This window comes from Bradyrhizobium sp. CCBAU 53415, from assembly GCF_028128735.1.
Classification (GTDB): Bacteria; Pseudomonadota; Alphaproteobacteria; order Rhizobiales; family Xanthobacteraceae; genus Bradyrhizobium.
In genome coordinates, this window is the sequence record NZ_LBJF01000017.1 from 1 (window position 1) to 18,721 (window position 18,721).

At 65.1% G+C, this 18,721-nt stretch carries 17 protein-coding genes; 14 read left to right on the plus strand and 3 right to left on the minus strand.

The features are described 5' to 3' along the window. Positions 1–416: 416 nt before the first annotated feature. From XH87_RS09755 to fabZ, 11 genes are all read left to right on the plus strand, one after another. On the plus strand, positions 417–1,412 hold the full coding sequence (locus XH87_RS09755) for a 30S ribosomal protein S2 (protein WP_035702301.1): 996 nt from the start codon (positions 417–419) through the stop codon (positions 1,410–1,412). Between the two features lie 133 nt (positions 1,413–1,545). After that, positions 1,546–2,469 carry a translation elongation factor Ts gene (gene tsf / locus XH87_RS09760; protein WP_035702304.1) on the plus strand — a complete coding sequence of 308 codons (924 nt, stop codon included), beginning with the start codon at positions 1,546–1,548 and terminating at the stop codon, positions 2,467–2,469. Positions 2,470–2,529: 60 nt separating this feature from the next. After that, positions 2,530–3,246 (plus strand): UMP kinase, encoded by a 717-nt coding sequence (gene pyrH / locus XH87_RS09765; RefSeq protein WP_271587106.1) that lies wholly within the window; start codon positions 2,530–2,532, stop codon positions 3,244–3,246. Positions 3,247–3,313: 67 nt separating this feature from the next. Beyond that, positions 3,314–3,877, plus strand: coding sequence for a ribosome recycling factor (frr, locus tag XH87_RS09770; protein ID WP_035702309.1), 564 nt, complete (start codon positions 3,314–3,316; stop codon positions 3,875–3,877). 12 nt (positions 3,878–3,889) lie between these two features. Further along, positions 3,890–4,648, plus strand: a complete 759-nt coding sequence (locus tag XH87_RS09775) for an isoprenyl transferase (protein ID WP_271587107.1) — start codon at positions 3,890–3,892, stop codon at positions 4,646–4,648. Continuing rightward, complete coding sequence (locus tag XH87_RS09780) at positions 4,645–5,487, plus strand: phosphatidate cytidylyltransferase (protein WP_271587108.1); 843 nt, start codon at positions 4,645–4,647, stop codon at positions 5,485–5,487. Before XH87_RS09775 ends, XH87_RS09780 begins: the two co-directional genes overlap by 4 nt. 4 nt (positions 5,488–5,491) lie before the next feature. Continuing rightward, positions 5,492–6,715: a 1-deoxy-D-xylulose-5-phosphate reductoisomerase gene (dxr, locus tag XH87_RS09785; protein WP_271587109.1), complete on the plus strand. Its 1,224-nt coding sequence runs from the start codon at positions 5,492–5,494 to the stop codon at positions 6,713–6,715. Between the two features lie 43 nt (positions 6,716–6,758). Next, complete coding sequence (gene rseP / locus XH87_RS09790; protein ID WP_271587110.1) at positions 6,759–7,910, plus strand: RIP metalloprotease RseP; 1,152 nt, start codon at positions 6,759–6,761, stop codon at positions 7,908–7,910. Positions 7,911–8,086: 176 nt separating this feature from the next. Beyond that, positions 8,087–10,615 (plus strand): outer membrane protein assembly factor BamA, encoded by a 2,529-nt coding sequence (gene bamA, locus XH87_RS09795; protein ID WP_271587111.1) that lies wholly within the window; start codon positions 8,087–8,089, stop codon positions 10,613–10,615. 126 nt (positions 10,616–10,741) lie between these two features. Then, a complete protein-coding gene (gene lpxD / locus XH87_RS09800) occupies positions 10,742–11,809 on the plus strand; it encodes a UDP-3-O-(3-hydroxymyristoyl)glucosamine N-acyltransferase (RefSeq protein ID WP_271587112.1) in 1,068 nt (355 codons plus the stop codon). Beyond that, complete coding sequence (gene fabZ, locus XH87_RS09805) at positions 11,806–12,267, plus strand: 3-hydroxyacyl-ACP dehydratase FabZ (RefSeq protein ID WP_035702330.1); 462 nt, start codon at positions 11,806–11,808, stop codon at positions 12,265–12,267. The genes lpxD and fabZ overlap by 4 nt, the downstream gene beginning before the upstream one ends. 6 nt (positions 12,268–12,273) lie before the next feature. On the opposite strand, the gene XH87_RS09810 is transcribed toward fabZ, so the two are convergent. Beyond that, the gene (locus XH87_RS09810) at positions 12,274–12,618 is read right to left on the minus strand and encodes a KTSC domain-containing protein (RefSeq protein WP_271587113.1); all 345 of its coding nucleotides are present in this window, start codon (positions 12,616–12,618) and stop codon (positions 12,274–12,276) included. A 176-nt stretch (positions 12,619–12,794) separates the two neighbouring features. Between XH87_RS09810 and lpxA the strand changes: the two genes are divergently transcribed. The 3 genes from lpxA to lpxB are packed head-to-tail and all read left to right on the plus strand — an operon-like array spanning position 12,795 to position 15,638. Beyond that, positions 12,795–13,586: an acyl-ACP--UDP-N-acetylglucosamine O-acyltransferase gene (gene lpxA / locus XH87_RS09815; protein ID WP_271587114.1), complete on the plus strand. Its 792-nt coding sequence runs from the start codon at positions 12,795–12,797 to the stop codon at positions 13,584–13,586. Between the two features lie 19 nt (positions 13,587–13,605). Further along, positions 13,606–14,463: an LpxI family protein gene (locus tag XH87_RS09820; protein ID WP_271587217.1), complete on the plus strand. Its 858-nt coding sequence runs from the start codon at positions 13,606–13,608 to the stop codon at positions 14,461–14,463. Beyond that, a complete protein-coding gene (gene lpxB, locus XH87_RS09825) occupies positions 14,460–15,638 on the plus strand; it encodes a lipid-A-disaccharide synthase (RefSeq protein ID WP_271587115.1) in 1,179 nt (392 codons plus the stop codon). Before XH87_RS09820 ends, lpxB begins: the two co-directional genes overlap by 4 nt. Positions 15,639–15,723: 85 nt before the next feature. Here lpxB and gltA read toward each other — a convergent pair whose 3' ends face one another. Together gltA and gltX are read right to left on the minus strand one after the other, a co-directional pair. Beyond that, positions 15,724–17,028: a citrate synthase gene (gltA, locus tag XH87_RS09830; protein WP_271587116.1), complete on the minus strand. Its 1,305-nt coding sequence runs from the start codon at positions 17,026–17,028 to the stop codon at positions 15,724–15,726. 143 nt (positions 17,029–17,171) lie between these two features. Continuing rightward, entirely contained in the window at positions 17,172–18,599 is a 1,428-nt protein-coding gene (gene gltX, locus XH87_RS09835) for a glutamate--tRNA ligase (protein WP_271587117.1), read from the minus strand. Positions 18,600–18,721 lie beyond the last annotated feature (122 nt).

The following is an 18,721-nucleotide window of genomic DNA, read 5'->3' on the forward strand; positions in this document are numbered from 1 at the left end:
CCACGCCACCACCGCCCGTTGCTCGACCGGCGCCGCCTCCGCCTGCGATGGCGCGTCCTGCGCCGCCTCCGATGGCACGGCCTGCGCCGCCGCCACCTCCGGTCGCGCGGCCCGCGCCGCCGCCGATGGCTGCTGCGCCGCATGCGCCTCCGCGGCCGGCCAGCCCACCACCAAAGAGCTGCCCGCCGGGCCAGCCGAAGTGCTAGGAGGCTCGAGGGCAGGGAACTCGGCAAGCGACGGGAGCTTGCCGGCGTCCCTGACGGCCCCTTATTTCCTTGCTTCTGGCCGAAATGGCGCTATATAGCGCGCCATCTCACACGGAAACATGGCTCACAAGGCCGTCCGGTGGCAGCCGGGGCGAGAACGCTCCGTTTTGCTCACACGTTTCCGGAGGAACCAACCGGAGAATTAGAACGATGGCGCTACCCGATTTCACCATGCGTCAGCTGCTCGAAGCTGGCGTGCACTTTGGTCACCAGTCGCACCGCTGGAATCCGAAAATGGCTCCGTTCATTTTCGGCACCCGCAACAACATCCACATCGTCGATCTCGCCCAGACCGTGCCGATGCTGCACCAGGCTCTCCAGGCCGTCAGCGACACGGTTGCCAAGGGCGGCCGCATCCTGTTCGTCGGCACCAAGCGCCAGGCGCAGGACGGCGTCGCGGACGCGGCCAAGCGCTGCGCGCAATATTTCGTCAATTCGCGCTGGCTCGGCGGCACGCTGACCAACTGGAAGACGATCTCCGCCTCGATCAAGCGCCTGCGTCACCTCGACGACGTGCTTGCAGGCGGTGAAGCCAATTCGTACACGAAGAAGGAGCGCCTGACGCTTCAGCGCGAGCGCGACAAGCTCGACCGCTCGCTCGGCGGCATCAAGGACATGGGCGGTCTGCCCGACCTGATCTTCGTGATCGACACCAACAAGGAAGACATCGCGATCCAGGAAGCCCAGCGGCTCAACATCCCGGTCGCCGCGATCGTCGACACCAATTCGGACCCCAAGGGCATCACCTATGTGGTGCCCGGTAATGACGACGCCGGCCGCGCCATCTCTCTGTATTGCGACCTCATCGCGCGTGCGGCGATCGACGGCATCTCGCGTGCGCAGGGCGATTCGGGCATCGACATCGGCGCCTCGGCCAAGCCGCTGGCCGAAGAGCTGCCGGCCGCATCGTCGAGCGGCTTCCAGGGCCTTGCGGGCCCTCGCGGCACCGCCGACGACCTCAAGAAGCTCCCGGGCGTGTCGGGCGCGATCGAGAAGAAGTTCAACGACCTCGGCATCTTCCACTACTGGCAGCTCGCCGAGCTCGACCACGACACCGCGCACACGATCGGCGAAGAAGTCGGTCTTCCGAGCCGCGCGGACGCCTGGGTGGCCAAGGCCAAGGCGCTGACCGCGGAAGCGGAATAGTCAAAAAGAGCGATGGGTTGGCCGGATAGGATCCGGCCACCATTTCAGTTGACGCGAATTCCTGAGATGGACCGCGGCGGGGCGCTTCGATGCCACGCCGCGGCAAACCGGCAGGCACAAAGGATTTTCAACGATGGCAACGATCACAGCTGCGATGGTCAAGGATCTGCGCGAGTCGACCGGCGCAGGCATGATGGACTGCAAGGCCGCGCTGACCGAAAACGACGGCAACATGGAAGCCGCGCAGGACTGGCTGCGCAAGAAGGGACTGTCCAAGGCCGCCAAGAAGTCGGGCCGCGTCGCGGCCGAGGGCCTGATCGGCGCACTCACCAAGGGCACCAAGGGCGTCGTGGTCGAGGTCAATTCCGAGACCGACTTCGTCGCGCGCAACGGCCAGTTCCAGGGCCTGGTCAAGATGATCGCCCAGGTCGCGTTCGACGCCGGCGCCGACGTCGAGAAGATCAAGGCCGCCAAGGTCGGCGACGTCACGATCGAAACCGCGATCAATGATGCCATCGCCACCATCGGCGAGAACATGACGCTGCGCCGTGCCGCCCAGCTCGAAGTCAGCCAGGGCGTGGTGTCGCATTACGTCCACGGCGCCGTTATCGACGGCGCCGGCAAGATGGGCGTGATCGTGGCGCTGGAATCACCGGGCAAGGCCGACGAGCTCGCCGTGCTGGGCCGTCAGATCGCGATGCATGTCGCGGCCGCCAACCCGCTGGCGCTCGATCCGTCCGGCCTCGATCCGGCCGTGGTCAAGCGCGAGAAGGACGTGCTCGCCGACAAGTACCGTCAGCAGGGCAAGCCCGAGAACGTGATCGAGAAGATCGTCGAGTCCGGCCTCAAGACCTACTACAAGGAAGTCTGCCTGCTCGAGCAGGCCTTCATCCACGACACTGGCAAGTCTGTGGCGCAGGCGGTGAAGGAGGCCGAGGGCAAGGTCGGCGGCGCTGTGAAGATCGCGGGCTTTGTGCGCTATGCTCTCGGCGAGGGAATCGAGAAGCAGGAAAGCGACTTCGCGGCCGAGGTCGCCGCGGCCAGCGGCAAGAAATAAGCGCCGGAACGTTCCTTCCGGCGTGCCGCCGGAAGCGGCGCCCGGACAAGGAAAGTGCTCATGACTGATCCGGTCTATCGTCGCGTCGTGATCAAGCTGTCCGGCGAATATCTCGCGGGACAGCAAGGCTTTGGCATCGATCAGCCGACCGTCGACCGGGTTGCGGACGATCTGATCGCGGCCCGCCATCTCGGCACCGAGGTTGCGGTCGTGATCGGCGGCGGCAACATGGTCCGCGGCGTCGAAGTCTCCTCCCGCGGGGTGTCGCGCACGACCGGCGACACCATGGGCATGCTCGCCACTATGATGAACTGCCTCGCGCTGGAAGCGGCGATCGAGCGCAAGGGCACGCCGGCACGGACGCTGTCGGCCTTCGTCATGCCCGAGATTTCCGAGCTGTTCACCCGCACCGCGGCACACAAATACCTGGCCGAGGGCCGGATCGTGCTGCTTGGCGGCGGGACGGGCAATCCGTACTTCACCACCGACACGACCGCGGTGCTGCGTGCCGCCGAGATCGGGGCGCAGGCGGTCCTGAAGGCGACCAATGTCGACGGCGTCTACTCGGCCGACCCGAAGACCGATCCGACCGCCACGCGGTTCGACCGTCTGACGCATTCGCAGGCGATCGAGGGCGGCTACAAGGTGATGGATGCGACCGCCTTCGCGCTTGCCCGCGAGACATCGTTGCCTATCATCGTATTCTCGATCGCGGAGCCGGGGTCGATCGGCGCGATTCTGCGTGGCGTCGGCCATGGAACCATCGTCGCCGGCTGACGGCTCGTCGGGCGCGCCCTGAGGGAAGGGCGCGGAGCGGCCGCCGGGATTTTGAAGGAGAAACGTGATGGCCACGGGTAATTTCGACCTCAACGAAGTGAAGCGCCGCATGCAGGGCGCCGTCCAGTCCCTCAAGCACGAACTCGGCGGCCTGCGCACCGGCCGCGCCTCCGCCTCGATGCTCGATCCGGTTCAGGTCGAGGCCTATGGCAGCCACATGCCGTTGAACCAGCTCGCCACCGTCAGCGTGCCGGAGCCGCGGCTGATCTCGGTGCAGGTCTGGGACAAGTCGATGGTCAAGCCGGTGGAGAAGGCGATCGTCGATTCCAATCTCGGCCTGTCGCCGGCGACCGAGGGCCAGGTGCTGCGCCTGCGCATCCCCGAGCTCAACGAGGAGCGGCGCAAGGAGCTGGTGAAGGTCGCGCACAAATACGCCGAAGCCGCCAAGGTCGCCGCGCGCCACGTCCGTCGCGACGGTCTCGACGTGCTCAAGAAGCTCGAGAAGAATCACGAGATGTCGGAGGACGATCAGAAGCGTCACGCCGACGAGGTGCAGAAGGCGACCGACGGCACCATCGCCGAGATCGACCAGTTGCTGGCCGCCAAGGAAAAAGAAATCCTCACCGTTTAAGGCATCGCCTTCATGTCCAACGCCGCCGCGCCAGCAACGGAAGGACCCGACCGGTCCGAGGCGCCTGCGCATGTCGCCATCATCATGGATGGCAACGGGCGTTGGGCGGCCGCGCGCGGCTTGCCGCGTGCGGAAGGGCATCGCCGCGGCGTGGACGCGCTGCGCCGCGTGGTGCGCGCCTCGCACGAACTCGGCATTCGCTATCTCACCATCTTCTCGTTCTCTTCGGAGAACTGGTCGCGCCCGGCGAGCGAGATCGGCGACCTGTTCGGCCTGCTGCGGCGCTTCATCCGCAACGATCTGGCGAGCCTGCACCGCGACGGCGTCAAGGTTCGCATCATCGGCGAGCGCGAGGGGCTCGATAACGACATCTGCACGCTCCTCAACGAGGCCGAGGAGCTGACACGCGACAACGCGCGCCTGACGCTCGTCGTCGCTTTCAACTACGGCTCGCGGCAGGAGATCGCGAAAGCAGCGCAGAAGCTCGCCCGCGAGGTCGCCGAAGGCAGGCGCGATCCCGCCACGATCGACGCCGAGACACTGGGCGCGCATCTCGACGCGCCCGACATTCCCGATCCCGATCTCATCATTCGCACCAGCGGCGAGCAGCGCCTGTCAAATTTCCTGATGTGGCAGGCCGCCTATAGCGAGCTCGTGTTCGTGCCGATCCACTGGCCCGACTTCGACAAGGCGGCGCTGGAAAGCGCGATCGCCGAGTTTGCCCGGCGCGAGCGCCGTTTCGGCGGCCTGGTCGCGAAAACCGCCTCGTGAGCGAACCCGACGCCGCACCGGCGGGCTCGGCGCCTGCTCCGAGCAATCTCATGATGCGAATCCTCGCAGCCCTGGTGCTGGCGCCGCTCGCCATTGCGCTCGCCTACGCCGGCGGCTGGCTTTGGGCGCTTCTCGTCACCCTGGTGTCGATCGGACTGTTCGCCGAATGGCTGATGGTGGTGGGCGCGAGCTCAGTCGCGCTGACGGGGGCGGGGACCATCGTCATCGCCATCATGGGATTCTGCGTGACCTTCGGTGCCCTCAGGACCGCCGTCATCACCGGCTTGATCGGCGGCGCGATCGTGATGCTGATCGCGCGAGGCAAGTTCGTCTGGGCGGCGACGGGCTTTGCCTATGCATCGGTGGCGCTGCTGGCCTCGATCCTGGTGCGGAAGGATCTCGTCAACGGCTTCTCCGCGCTGATGTTCGTGCTGCTCGTGGTGTGGGCGACCGACATCGGCGGCTATTTTGCCGGCCGCAGCATCGGCGGTCCGAAATTATGGCCGCGCGTGAGCCCGAAAAAGACCTGGTCCGGAGCGCTCGGCGGCTTCGGGGCGAGCCTTGCGGTTGCAGCCGGCTTTGCCGCCTGCGGGATCGGAAAGGCGGTTCCACTGCTGCTCGTCAGTGCAGTCCTGTCGGTGGTGTCGCAACTCGGCGATCTCTTCGAATCCGCAGTGAAGCGGCGCTTCGGTGTCAAGGATTCCAGTCACTTAATTCCCGGCCATGGCGGGCTTATGGACCGCCTGGACGGTTTCGTCGCCGCCATCCTGGCGGCATGGATTATCGGCTTTCTCCGCCACGGTGTGCATAGCGCTGGAAGCGGTCTTATGGTTTGGTGAGGATATGAGCGCGGTCCCATTGCGTAACAACAGGCTTGCGGCGTCCGACGTCCGCAGCGTCACGGTTCTCGGTGCCACCGGCTCGATCGGCGACAGCACGATGGACCTGCTGCGCGCCTCGCCCGAGCGCTACCGCGTCGAGGCGCTGACGGCGAACGGCAATGTCGCAGCGCTGGCGAAGCTCGCCAGGGAATTCTCGGCGCGCTATGTCGCGATCGCCGACACCTCCAAGCTCGCCGAGCTCAAGGCCGCGCTGGCGGGCACCGGCACCGAATGCGGCGCCGGCGAGAGCGCGGTGATCGAGGCCGGCGCGCGTCCCGCCGACTGGGTGATGGCGGCGGTCAGCGGAGCCGCCGGACTGAAGCCGGCGCTGGCGGCGGTCGATCGCGGCGCCCATGTCGCGCTCGCCAACAAGGAGTGCCTGGTCTGCGCCGGCGATTTCTTCATGCAGCGCGCGGCAAAGGCGGGCGCCTGCATCCTGCCGGCCGATTCCGAGCACAATGCGCTGTTCCAGGCGCTGAGCTCAGGCAATCGCGACGAACTCGTCCGCGTCATCATCACGGCCTCGGGCGGTCCGTTCCGGACCTGGAAGCCCGCCGACATCGAGCAGGCCACGCTCGAGCAGGCCCTGAAGCATCCGAACTGGAGCATGGGCCAGAAGATCACGATCGATTCCGCCTCGATGATGAACAAGGGGCTCGAAGTGATCGAAGCGTCCTATCTGTTCGCGCTCGCGCCCGACGAGATCGACGTGCTCGTTCACCCGCAGTCGATCATCCACGGCATGGTCGAGTTTTCCGACTGCTCGGTGGTGGCCCAGCTCGGCGCGCCCGACATGAGGACGCCGATCGCGCATTGCCTCGGTTGGCCCGACCGCATCAAGGGGCCGGCGGCCAAGCTGGACCTCGCCAAGATCGGCCAGCTGACTTTCGAGGCGCCGGATTTCGAGCGCTTCCCCGGCCTCCGGCTGGCTTACGATTCGCTCCGGACCGGGAAGGGGGCGACCACCGTCTACAACGCCGCCAACGAGGTTGCGGTCGCCGCGTTCATCGCCGGCAAGATCCGGTTCGGCGCGATTGCGCGGCTGGTGGAAGCAACACTGGACGACTGGATCCGCGGCGGGAACCAGGCGCCCCTGACGTCCGCCGATGACGCAATTTCCGTTGACCATGTTGCGCGAAATAGAGCTGCCGCCCTATTGCCTCAAATTGCCTTAAAGGCATCCTAGCTGGTTGGGGCCAGGGCCTTGCGGCGCTGGGTGAGGGAAATCGATGATCGACTTTTTAGTCCATAGTTTCAATACGTTGAGCCATGGGCTCCTCGGCTACGCAGTCCCCTTCCTGTTCGTCCTGACCATCGTCGTGTTCTTTCACGAGCTCGGCCATTTCCTGGTCGCGCGGTGGGCGGGCGTTCGCGTGTTGACCTTCTCGCTCGGCTTCGGACCTGAGCTGGTCGGCTTCAACGACCGCCATGGCACCCGCTGGAAGATCTCGGCAATCCCGCTCGGCGGCTACGTCAAGTTCTTCGGCGACGAGAGCGAGGCCTCGACTCCGTCGGCCCAGAGCCTCGCGGCCATGACGGCCGAAGAGCGCGCCGGCAGCTTCCACCACAAGAAGGTCGGCCCGCGCGCCGCCATCGTCGCGGCAGGACCGATCGCCAATTTCATTCTGGGCGCGCTGATCTTCGCCGGCATGGCCCTCTACTACGGCAAGCCGAGCACGATCGCGCGTGTCGACGGCGTCGTCGCCGATGGCGCGGCGGCTGCGGCCGGCTTCAAGATCGGGGACGTCGTCGTCCGGATCGACGGCAAGCCGATCGAGAGCTTTGCCGACATGCAGCGAATCGTTGCGATGAACGCGGGTTCGGCGCTTGTGTTCCAGGTGAAGCGCGACGGCGCCGTGGTCTCGCTGACCGCAACCCCGGCGCTGCTCGAGCGCAAGGATCCGTTCGGCAACAGCCATCGTCTCGGCGTGCTCGGCATCGAGCACAAGTCGCAGGCCGGGGAGGCCTCGACCGCGCCGGTCGGCGTCGGTGAAGCGCTCAAGATCGGGGTCGAGCAGGTCTGGTTCATCATCACCAGCACCTTCAAGTTCCTGGGCTCGCTGTTCGTCGGACAGGGCAATCCGAACGAGGTCAGCGGCGTCCTGGGAATCGCGAAGATGTCGGGGCAGGCGGCCAGCGCCGGGTTCCAGTTCGTGATCAATCTCTGCGCGGTGCTGTCGGTCTCGATCGGCCTGTTGAACCTGTTCCCGATCCCGCTGCTCGATGGTGGCCACCTTATGTTCTATGCGGCCGAGGTGGTCCGCGGCCGGCCCTTGTCCGAGCGGACTCAGGAGATGGGGTTCCGAATCGGACTGGGCTTGGTGCTGATGTTGATGGTGTTTGCGACCTACAACGACATTCTGCGGATGGCAGCTTCCTGATAGGGGCTTTTTTGTGGCGTTGCTGTTGAGCAACGTCCTGGAATGAAATTGAAATTACGGCGCTTTCGGCCGTTTGCGGCGTCGGCGAAATTGGCTACAAGCGGCCTGAACTTGGGGAATCTCCGGACCGGCGTTGGGGTTGGGTCTGGCAGGGAATGATAAGGGCGCGTTGCGCGATGAAGTTTGGACTGCGACTCCGGGGGGGCTTGCTCGCAACCCTGATCATGTTCGGCGCGCCGGTGGTTGCCCCGGTTGGGGCTGCTTTCATGTCTTCGTCTGCGCTCGCTCAGACCGTCCAGTCGATTTCCGTCGAAGGAAATCGTCGGGTCGAGGTGGAGACGATCCGCTCCTATTTCAAGCCGGGTCCGGGCGGCCGCCTGGATCAGGGCGCCATCGACGACGGCCTCAAGGCATTGATCGAGACCGGCCTGTTCCAGGACGTGAGGATCAACCGCGGGCCCGGCGGCCAGATCATCGTCTCCGTGGTGGAAAATCCGGTGATCGGGCGCCTCGCCTTCGAGGGCAACAAGAAGATCAAGGACGAGCAACTCACCGCCGAAGTCCAGTCCAAGGCGCGCGGCACCTTCTCCCGCGCCATGGTGCAGTCCGACACGCTGCGAATCGCTGAAATCTATCGCCGGTCCGGCCGCTATGACGTGCGCGTCACGCCCGAGATCATCGAGCAGCCGAACAATCGCGTCGACCTGATCTTCACGATCGAGGAGGGCGCCAAGACCGGCGTCAAGTCGATCGAGTTCGTCGGCAACAACGCATTCTCGTCGTACCGCCTTAGGGACGTCATCAAGACGCGCGAATCGAACCTGCTGAGCTTCCTCGCCAGCGGCGACATCTATGATCCCGATCGCGTCGAAGCCGACCGCGATCTGATCCGGCGCTTCTACCTCAAGCACGGCTTCGCCGACGTCCAGGTCGTGGCCGCGCTCACCGAATACGACCCGGAGAAGAAGGGCTTCAACGTCACCTTCAAGATCGAGGAAGGCGCGCAGTACCGCGTCGGCGCGGTCGACTTCCGCTCCAGCATTCCGAACTTCGATCCATCCTCGATGCGCGCCTATTCGCGCGTCAATGTCGGCTCGCTCTATAACGTCGAATCGGTCGAGAAGTCGGTCGAGGAGATGCAGATCGAAGCCTCGCGCCGCGGCTATGCCTTCGCCGTGGTCCGGCCCGGTGGCGACCGTAATTTTGAAGCACACACGGTGTCCGTCGTTTTCAACATCGACGAGGGCCCGCGCACCTATATCGAGCGCATCAACCTGCGCGGCAACACCCGCACGCGCGACTACGTGATCCGCCGCGAGTTCGACATCTCGGAAGGAGATGCCTACAACCGCGCGCTGGTCGATCGTGCCGAGCGGCGCCTGAAGAACCTCGACTATTTCAAGAGCGTGAAGATCACGACCGAGCCGGGCTCGTCGAGCGACCGCGTCATCCTGAATGTCGACATGGAAGAGAAATCGACCGGCGACTTCTCGATCTCGGGCGGTTACTCCACCACCGACGGCGCGCTGGCCGAAGTGTCGGTCTCCGAGCGCAATCTGCTCGGCCGCGGCCTGTTCGCCAAGGCGTCGGTGACCTATGGCCAGTACGCCCGCGGCTACTCGCTGTCGTTCGTCGAGCCGTATCTGCTCGACTACCGCGTCGCGCTCGGCCTCGACCTCTATCAGCGCCAGCAGCTGTCCAACAGCTACATCTCCTACGGCACCAAGACGCTCGGCTTCTCGCCGCGCCTCGGCTTCTCCTTGCGTGAAGATCTGGCGCTCCAGCTGCGCTACTCGATCTACCAGCAGGAAATCACGCTGCCGAGCTACCTGGCGAACTGTAATAACGTCGTTGGCTCCTCGGCGTTCAACCCGAGCCCGGCCTTTGCTGCCTCGCAGGTCCCGCCGATCGACCTGAGCTCGACCAACGGTCTTGGCTGCTACAGCGACGGCGAAGCCTCGCTGCCGGTGCGCAAGGAGCTTGCCAACGGCAAGACCCTGACCTCGGCGCTTGGCTATACGCTGACCTACAACACGCTGGACAACAACAAGAACCCCACCGACGGTCTGCTCATCGACTTCCGGCAGGATTTTGCCGGCGTTGGCGGCGACGTCTCCTATCTGAAGACCGTGGCGGACGGAAAGTACTACGCTCCGCTGGTGTCGGACATTGTCGGCATCGTCCGTCTCCAGGGCGGTATTCTGACCAAGGTGGGCAGCGATCTGCGCATGCTCGACCACTTCCAGATGGGCCCGAACCTCGTTCGCGGCTTTGCCCCGAACGGCATCGGCCCGCGCGACCTGAATCCCTTTGGTACCCAGGACGCGCTCGGCGGCACCAAGTACTGGGGCGCCTCGCTCGAACTGCAGATGCCGTTCTGGTTCCTGCCGAAGGAAGTGGGTCTGAAGGGTGCGGTCTATGCCGATGCCGGTGGCCTTTACGACTACCAGGGACCGACGAGTTGGACCACGACCAACGAGGTCAATGCGCCCGGCTGTATCCCGTCGACGATCAATCCGTCATCAGCGGGCACCTGCACCGGTCTCGTGTTTGATGACAGCAAGGTGGTCCGCACGTCGGTCGGTGTCGGCCTGATCTGGCAGTCGCCGTTCGGTCCGCTGCGGTTCGACTACGCCGTGCCGCTCACCAAGGGCAAGTACGATCGCGTGCAGGAATTCCGGTTCGGCGGCGGCACCACGTTCTAGTTCGACCAGCACGGCACGATCCGGATCACTGGAGCCGGTTTCCGAAAAGGGATCGTGCCAATCCAAGACATGAGGCATGATGCGGCCCGACCGCTTCATGCCGAAGCCGGACCGCGACGGGGTGGAATGGCGCAGCCGATCTTCTTCACAAAGCCGCCTGCCACAGCGTTGGGCGATATCGCCACGCTGACCAAGGCGCAACTGGTCGACCCCGCGAGGGGCGGCCATGTCATCACGGGCCTGGCGTCGCTCGACGAAGCCGGCCCGATGCATCTGGCATTCTTCGACAACCTCAAATATGCCGACCAGCTCAAGGCAACCAGGGCGGGCGCTTGCCTGGTCAGTCCGCGCTTCGAGGCCGCGGTGCCCGCGCATGTGGCCGTGCTGCGGGTGGCGCAGCCGTTCCGCGCCTTCGTCAGGATCGCGCGGGAATGGCACGGGGACGCGCTGAGGCCGCAATCCTGGGTCGGCAATGATGGTATCGCGCCCTCGGCGATCATCGATCCCTCGGCCCGGCTCGAGGACGGCGTGATCGTCGATCCCCTGGCCGTGATCGGCCCGGACGTCGAGATCGGCAGCGGGACCGTGATCGGCGTCGGAGCGGTGATCGGCCCCGGCGTCAAGATCGGCCGGGACTGCAATGTCGGCGCCCGTACGGCGATCCAGTGCGCCCTGATCGGCAACAACGTGCTGATCCATCCCGGCTGCTCGATCGGCCAGGACGGCTACGGCTTCATCTTCTTCGGCCCCGAGGGCCATCTGAAGGTGCCGCAGACCGGACGCGTGCTGATCCAGAACGACGTCGAGGTCGGCGCCAACACGACGATCGACCGCGGGTCGTTGCGGGACACCGTGATCGGCGAGGGGACCAAAATCGACAATCAGGTCCAGATCGGCCACAATGTGACGATCGGCCGGCATTGCCTGCTGGCAGCCCAGATCGGCCTCGCCGGCAGCCTGACCATCGGCGACAACGTGGCGCTCGGAGCGAAGGTTGGCATCAACAATCACCTCAAGATCGGCGATGGGGCTCAGGTCACCGCCATGAGCGCGGTCAAGGACGACATCCCGCCGGGCGGCCGCTGGGGCGGGCATTTCGCCAAGCCGACCAAACAATGGTTCAAGGAAATCATCGCAGTGGAGCGCTTGGTACGCGACAGCAAGGCCGATCCGAAGGACGAGGGACGGGAATGACGGAGGAATCACCTGTTAAGTTCGAGTTGGTGGATATCAACGCAATCCTCCAGACCCTGCCGCACCGTTTTCCGATGCTGCTCATCGACCGCGTGATCAACATCCGCGCCGATTACAGCGGCATCGGCATCAAGAACGTCACCTTCAACGAGCCGGCCTTCCAGGGACATTTCCCCGAGCGCCCGGTCTATCCCGGCGTCATGATGATCGAGGCGATGGCGCAGACCGCGGGCGTGATCGGCATCAAGTCGGTCGAGGGCACCGAGAAGCCGCGCGCGGTCTATTTCCTCACCATCGACAAGTGCAAGTTCCGCAAGCCCGTGCTGCCCGGCGACACCATCGAATATCACATGCGCTCGCTCGGGCGCCGCAAGGCCATGTGGTGGTTTCACGGCGACGCCAAGGTCAACGGCCAGGTGGTTGCGGAGGCCGATGTCGGCGCCATGCTGACGGACTGAGCGGGATCAACTCCTCTGGAGCGGCTCGCGCGTCCGGCACGCGTAGCGCCCTGAGGTCGCCTCGCGCCTGATATTCCGGTTGAAGAACTGGCCCATGGAGGGAGCGCCCAGGAGGCGTTCGACCGTGTCAGCCGTCACGCCGCAATAGCGCTCATAGGCGCCGTTGTTCGCGACAAGCAGGTCCTGCTGCGCGCGATCATAACAGACCCGTTGAAGCACTGTGCTGCGGGTGATGTCGCGGCATTCGAATGGCTCGAGATCGACGAAGCGGTGTTCGCCGGCCTCGACCGTCTCGGACACGATCGGTGTACCGGCGAGCTGTGCAAGCAGAAGGACCAGGGCCCTGACCACGATCGTTGAAGCTCCGTATGAACTTGTTGATGGGCCGGCAGGGCCGCTTCATCCGACACTTGAAACACGTCGAGATGATACGTCACTGGACAGATCGGGCATAGTCGCGCTAACCACCCGAAAACCAAGCGACTTCAATACATAACCAGACCTTCTTGACGAGTAAGATTGGCTTGATGAGCAAGATTGATCCCACCGCACGGGTCGCGGACGGCGCCGTGATCGGCGAGGGCACCGAGATCGGACCCTATTGCATCATCGGCCCGAATGTCGTGATCGGCGCGAATTGCAGGCTGATCGGGCATGTCACCGTCATCGGCCATACCTCGCTCGGCGACGGCTGCGTGATCTCGCCGTTCGTCGTGCTCGGCGGCGCCCCGCAGGATCTCAGCTACAAGGGTGAGCCGACCCGGCTCGAGATCGGTTCTGGCTGCACCATCCGGGAAGGTGCGACGATGAACGTCGGCACGATCAAGGGTGGCGGGCTGACGCGCGTCGGCAACGGCGGCTATTTCATGAACAACAGCCATGTCGGCCATGATTGCATGGTCGGCAACGACGTGATCTTCGCGACCTCGGCGACGCTCGGCGGCCATTGCGAGATTGGTGATGCCGTCTACATCGGCGGCCTGTCCGCCGTGCATCAGTTCACGCGCATCGGCCCTTATGTGATGGTTGGCGGGGTCTGCGGCGTGCGTGACGACGTCATCCCGTTCGGCTTGGTCAACGGCCAGTACGCCGTGCTGGAAGGCCTCAACTTGATCGGCATGAAGCGCCGCAAGTTCACCAAGCAGCGGCTTGCGACCGTGCGTGGGTTCTACCAAAAACTCTTCCACGGCCCCGGCACCTTTGCCGAGCGGTTGGAGGCATCCAGGCCGCTCGCAAGCGAAGATCCCGCGATCGCCGAAATCCTCGACTTCATCGGCAAGGGCAAGCGCCCGCTCTGTCTTCCCGCCATCGCGACGTGAGTACGGGATGGCCGCGGGCATGACATCGGCGGCTTCGCAGGTTTCGTCGCCGGTCGGCATCGTCGCCGGCGGCGGGGCCATGCCGTTCGCGGTCGCCGAGTCGCTCGCCGCGCACGGCATCACGCCGGTGCTGTTTCCGCTGCGCGGGGCCTGCGATCCGGCGCGGGTGGAGAAATTCCGCCATCGCTGGATCTCGGTCGGCCAGCTCGGCCGGGCGATGCGGCTGTTTCGCGAGGAGGGCTGCCGCGACCTGATCTTCATCGGCACCTTGGTGCGGCCCTCGCTGTCCGAGATCCGGTTCGACATGAAGACGCTGCGCCTGCTCGGCAACGTCATCCGCGCCTTTCGCGGCGGCGACGATCATCTGTTGTCCGGTGTCGGCCGCATCCTCGAGCAGGACGGCTTTCGTATGGTCGGCATCAGGGATGTCGCGCCGGATCTGCTGATGCCCGAGGGGTGCATCAGTCGGGCCTGGCCCAGCGATACCAGCAAGGCCGACATCGAGCGCGGGCGCGCGGTGCTGACCGCGCTAGGTCCGTTCGACATCGGCCAGGCCGCGGTGGTGATCGACGGCCATGTGGTCGCGGTCGAGGACATCGAGGGCACCGACGCGCTGCTCGCCCGCGTCGCGCGGCTGCGTGAGGAGGGCCGCATCCGCGCCGCCACGGGACGCGGCGTGCTGGTGAAGGCGCCGAAGAGCGGCCAGGACCTGCGCTTCGACCTGCCGACCATCGGCCCGCGCACGATCGAGGGCGTCGCGGCCGCCGGCCTTGCCGGCATCGCGGTCATCGCCGGCAACACCATCGCCGCGGAGCCGCAAGCGATGATCGCGCTTGCCGACGCAAGATATCTGTTCGTCATCGGCCTGCCGGCGTGATGCAGGGTCGCGATCCCAAGCGCAAGATCTTCCTGATCGCCACGGAGGAATCCGGCGACCGGCTCGGCAGCGCCCTGATGAAGGTGTTGCGCCAGCGCCTCGGCGACGGTGTGCAGTTCGTGGGTGTCGGCGGCCGCACCATGGCAAGCGAGGGCCTCGAGTCGCTGTTTCCGATCGAGGAGCTGTCGATCGTCGGCTTTGCCGCGGTGGTGCAGCAATTGCCGAAGATCCTGCGATTGATCCGGAGGACGGCTGACGCCGTGACCGAGGCCGCGCCGGACGCGCTCGTCATCATCGACAGCCCGGACTTCACCCATCGCGTCGCCCGCCGCGTGCGCGCGAAGAACTCCGCGATCCCGGTCGTCGATTACGTCTCGCCCCAGCTCTGGGCGTGGCGGCCGGGCCGGGCGCGGACGATGCTTGGCTATGTCGACCATGTGCTCGGCCTGCTGCCGTTCGAGCCGGAGGAATACCGCAAGCTCGGCGGGCCGCCATGCAGCTATGTCGGCCATCCCCTGATCGAGCAATTGTCGTCGCTGCGGCCGAATGCGGAGGAGCAGGCGCGCCGCGCCGGCCAGCCGCCGGTGCTCCTGGTGCTGCCCGGCAGTCGTCGCAGCGAAATCCGGCATCACCTCGATGTGTTCGGCGCGGCACTCGGCCGGTTGAAGGCGGATGGGCGCGCCTTCGAGCCGATGCTGGCGACCATGCCGCACCTTGAAACCACCATCCGCGAAGGCATCGCGCATTGGCCGGTCAAACCTCAAATCGTGATCGGCGAGAACGAGAAGCGCGCCGCCTTCCGCATTGCCCATGCGGCGCTGGCCAAATCCGGCACGGTGACGCTCGAGCTCGCGCTGTCGGGCATTCCGATGGTGACGGCCTATCGTGTCGGCGCGATCGAGGCCTTCATCCTGCGCCGCGCGATCCGCGTCTCCTCGGTGATCCTTGCCAATCTCGTGATCGGCAGGGACGTCATTCCGGAGTTCCTGCAGGAGGACTGCACGCCGGAGAAGCTGGCGCCCGCGCTTCACGATGTGCTGACGGATTCGCCGCTGCGACGGCAGCAGGTCGAGGCCTTTGCCCGGCTCGATCAGATCATGTCGACCGGCAACAAGTCACCGAGCGTGCTCGCCGCCGACGTCGTGCTGGACACGATGCGCAAGGGCAGGCGGTAAACGGATCAGCCCATCCTGCGGATCCCGCAAACAAAAACGGCGCCATCATGAGATGGCGCCGTTTCGAAAGCCGTGATGGCCGAGCTTACTTGCGATCGCCGATCGGCACGTAGTCGCGCTTGGCGACGCCGGTGTAGAGCTGGCGCGGGCGGCCGATCTTCTGATGCGGATCCTCGATCATCTCGCTCCACTGGCTGATCCAGCCAACGGTGCGGGCGACCGCGAACAGCACGGTGAACATCGAGACCGGGAAGCCCATCGCCTTCAGCGTGATGCCCGAATAGAAGTCGACGTTCGGGTAGAGCTTGCGGTCGATGAAGTACTGGTCGCTGAGCGCGATCTTCTCGAGCTCCATTGCCACGTTCAGCATCGGATCGTTGCCATGGCCGGTCTCCTTGAGCACGGCGTGACACATCTTCTGCATGATCTTGGCGCGCGGATCGTAGTTCTTGTAGACGCGGTGCCCAAAGCCCATCAGGCGGACTTCGGAGTTCTTGTCCTTCACCTTGGCGATGAACTCGGGGATCTTGTCGACCGTGCCGATGTCGTAGAGCATGTTCAGCGCGGCTTCGTTGGCGCCGCCATGCGCGGGGCCCCAGAGGCAGGCGATGCCCGCCGCGATGCAGGCGAACGGGTTGGCGCCGGAGGAGCCGGCGATGCGCACCGTCGAGGTCGAGGCGTTCTGCTCGTGGTCGGCGTGCAGGATGAAGATCTTCTCGAGCGCATCGGCGAGCACGGGGCTCACCTTGTAGTCCTCGCAGGGCACCGCGAAGCACATGTTCAGGAAGTTCTCGGCAAAGCCCAGCGAGTTCTTCGGATAGATGAAGGGCTGGCCGACGGTGTACTTGTAGGCCATCGCCGCCAGCGTCGGGATCTTCGCGATCATGCGCATGGACGCGATCATGCGCTGCTTCGGATCGTTGATGTCGGTGCTGTCGTGATAGAACGCGGCGAGTGCGCCGACGGCCGCAACCATGATCGCCATCGGATGGGCATCGCGGCGGAAGCCCTGGAAGAAGCGGGCCATCTGCTCGTGCACCATCGTGTGATGCGTCACGCGGTGGTCGAAATCCCTCTTCTGCGCGGCGGTCGGCAGGTTCCCGTAGAGCAGGAGATAGCAGGTCTCCAGGAAGTCGCCGTGCTCGGCGAGCTGCTCGATCGGGTAGCCGCGGTATTCCAGCACGCCCGCGTCGCCGTCGATATAGGTGATCTTGGACTGGCAGCTCGCGGTCGAGGTGAAGCCCGGATCATAGGTGAACAGGCCGGACTGGCCGTAGAGCTTGCCGATATCGATGACATCGGGCCCGACGCTGCCGCTGAGGATCGGAAGCTCGTAATTCTTGTTTCCTACCGTCAGCGTGGCGGTCTTGTTGCTTGGTTTTGCGTCCATCGTAGTCCCCGATGTGTGGTGAAACGGGCCGAAGCCGGAGGCCCCCAGGGAGATCAGGGGCAGGCCGGATGTTCCAGAATGTACGGGGGAGATGGGTATATTATTGCTATGTGCGCTGCAAGATCGCCGCACGCATGGTCGACTTACGTCGTAGACTGATCTTTAAGCCGGCCCAGGCTTTCCTGGCGCCCAAGGACGTCCAAAACCTCAAATATACCAGGCGAGGTGGTCCGTCCGGTGAGCGCGGCCCTCAAGGGCTGGGCGACGGCGCCGAGCTTGAGACTATTTTCCTCGGCAAAGGCGCGCAGCGCGGCTTCGGTGGTGGTGCCGTTCCACGTCTCGACTTTCTCCAGCGCGGAATGAAGCTGGCCGATCAGCTTGCGGTTCTCTTGTGTCAGCAATGCTCGCGCCTTGGGATCGAGCTCCAGTGGCCGGTCGGCGAAGATGAAATGGGCGGCATCGATCAGCTCGATCAGCGTCTTGGCGCGCTCCTTCAAGGCCGGCATGGCCTTGAGAAGTTGTGCACGTGTCGTGTCGTTTAACTTGGCCTTGATCTCGTCGCGGCTCGGCACGACGTGGTCGAGCACGTGCTCGAACATCCTCACGAGCGATCCATCGTCGGTGTGGCGGATGTAGTGGCCGTTGAGATTTTCCAGCTTGGCGAAATCGAAGCGGGCGGCGGCGCGGCCGACGCTGGCGAGGTCGAACGCCGCGATCATCTCCTCGGTCGAGAAGATCTCCTGGTCGCCGTGGCTCCAGCCGAGCCGGACCAAGTAGTTGCGCAGCGCGGCCGGCAGGTACCCCATGGCGCGGTAGGCATCGACGCCGAGCGCGCCATGGCGCTTCGACAGTTTCGAGCCGTCCGGGCCGTGGATCAGCGGGATGTGGGACATGCTCGGCAGCGCCCAGCCCATCGCATCATAGATCTGCTTCTGGCGCGCGGCGTTGATCAGATGGTCGTCGCCCCGGATCACATGGGTGACGCCCATGTCGTGGTCGTCGACCACCACGGCGAGCATATAGGTTGGGTTGCCGTCGCCGCGCAGCAGGACGAGATCGTCGAGGTTCTCGTTCTGCCAGACCACGCGGCCCTGGACCTGGTCCTCGATCACGGTCTCGCCGGTCTGCGGCGCGCGCAGGCGGATGGTGGGCTTCACGTCGTTTGGGGCGGTCGCGGGATCGCGGTCGCGCCACATGCCGTCATAGAGGCGGGTGCGCCCCTCCGCGCGCGCCTTCTCGCGCATGGCGGCGAGCTCCTCGGCCGTGGCGTAGCAGCGATAGGCCTTGCCGGCGGCCAGCAGCTGCTCGGCGACCTCGCGGTGGCGGGCGGCGCGGGCGAACTGGTAGATGACCTCGCCGTCCCAGCCGAGCTCGAGCCACTTCAATCCGTCGAGGATGGCGCCGATCGCGGCCTCCGTTGAACGCTCCCGGTCGGTGTCCTCGATCCGGAGCAGCATCTTGCCACCGTGCTTCTTCGCGTAGAGCCAATTGAACAGCGCCGTGCGGGCGCCCCCGATATGGAGGAAGCCGGTCGGCGAGGGAGCGAAGCGGGTGACGACGGAATCGGACATTCTTGGCAGGGCCTATGCATTGGAGGCGGTGGTGTATAGCAGGAACGGGACATAACTAAAGCCCGACCGCGGACCTGGCGGGCCTCGCTTAAGCTCTTGGCGCGGCCACGCGAATTTGGCAG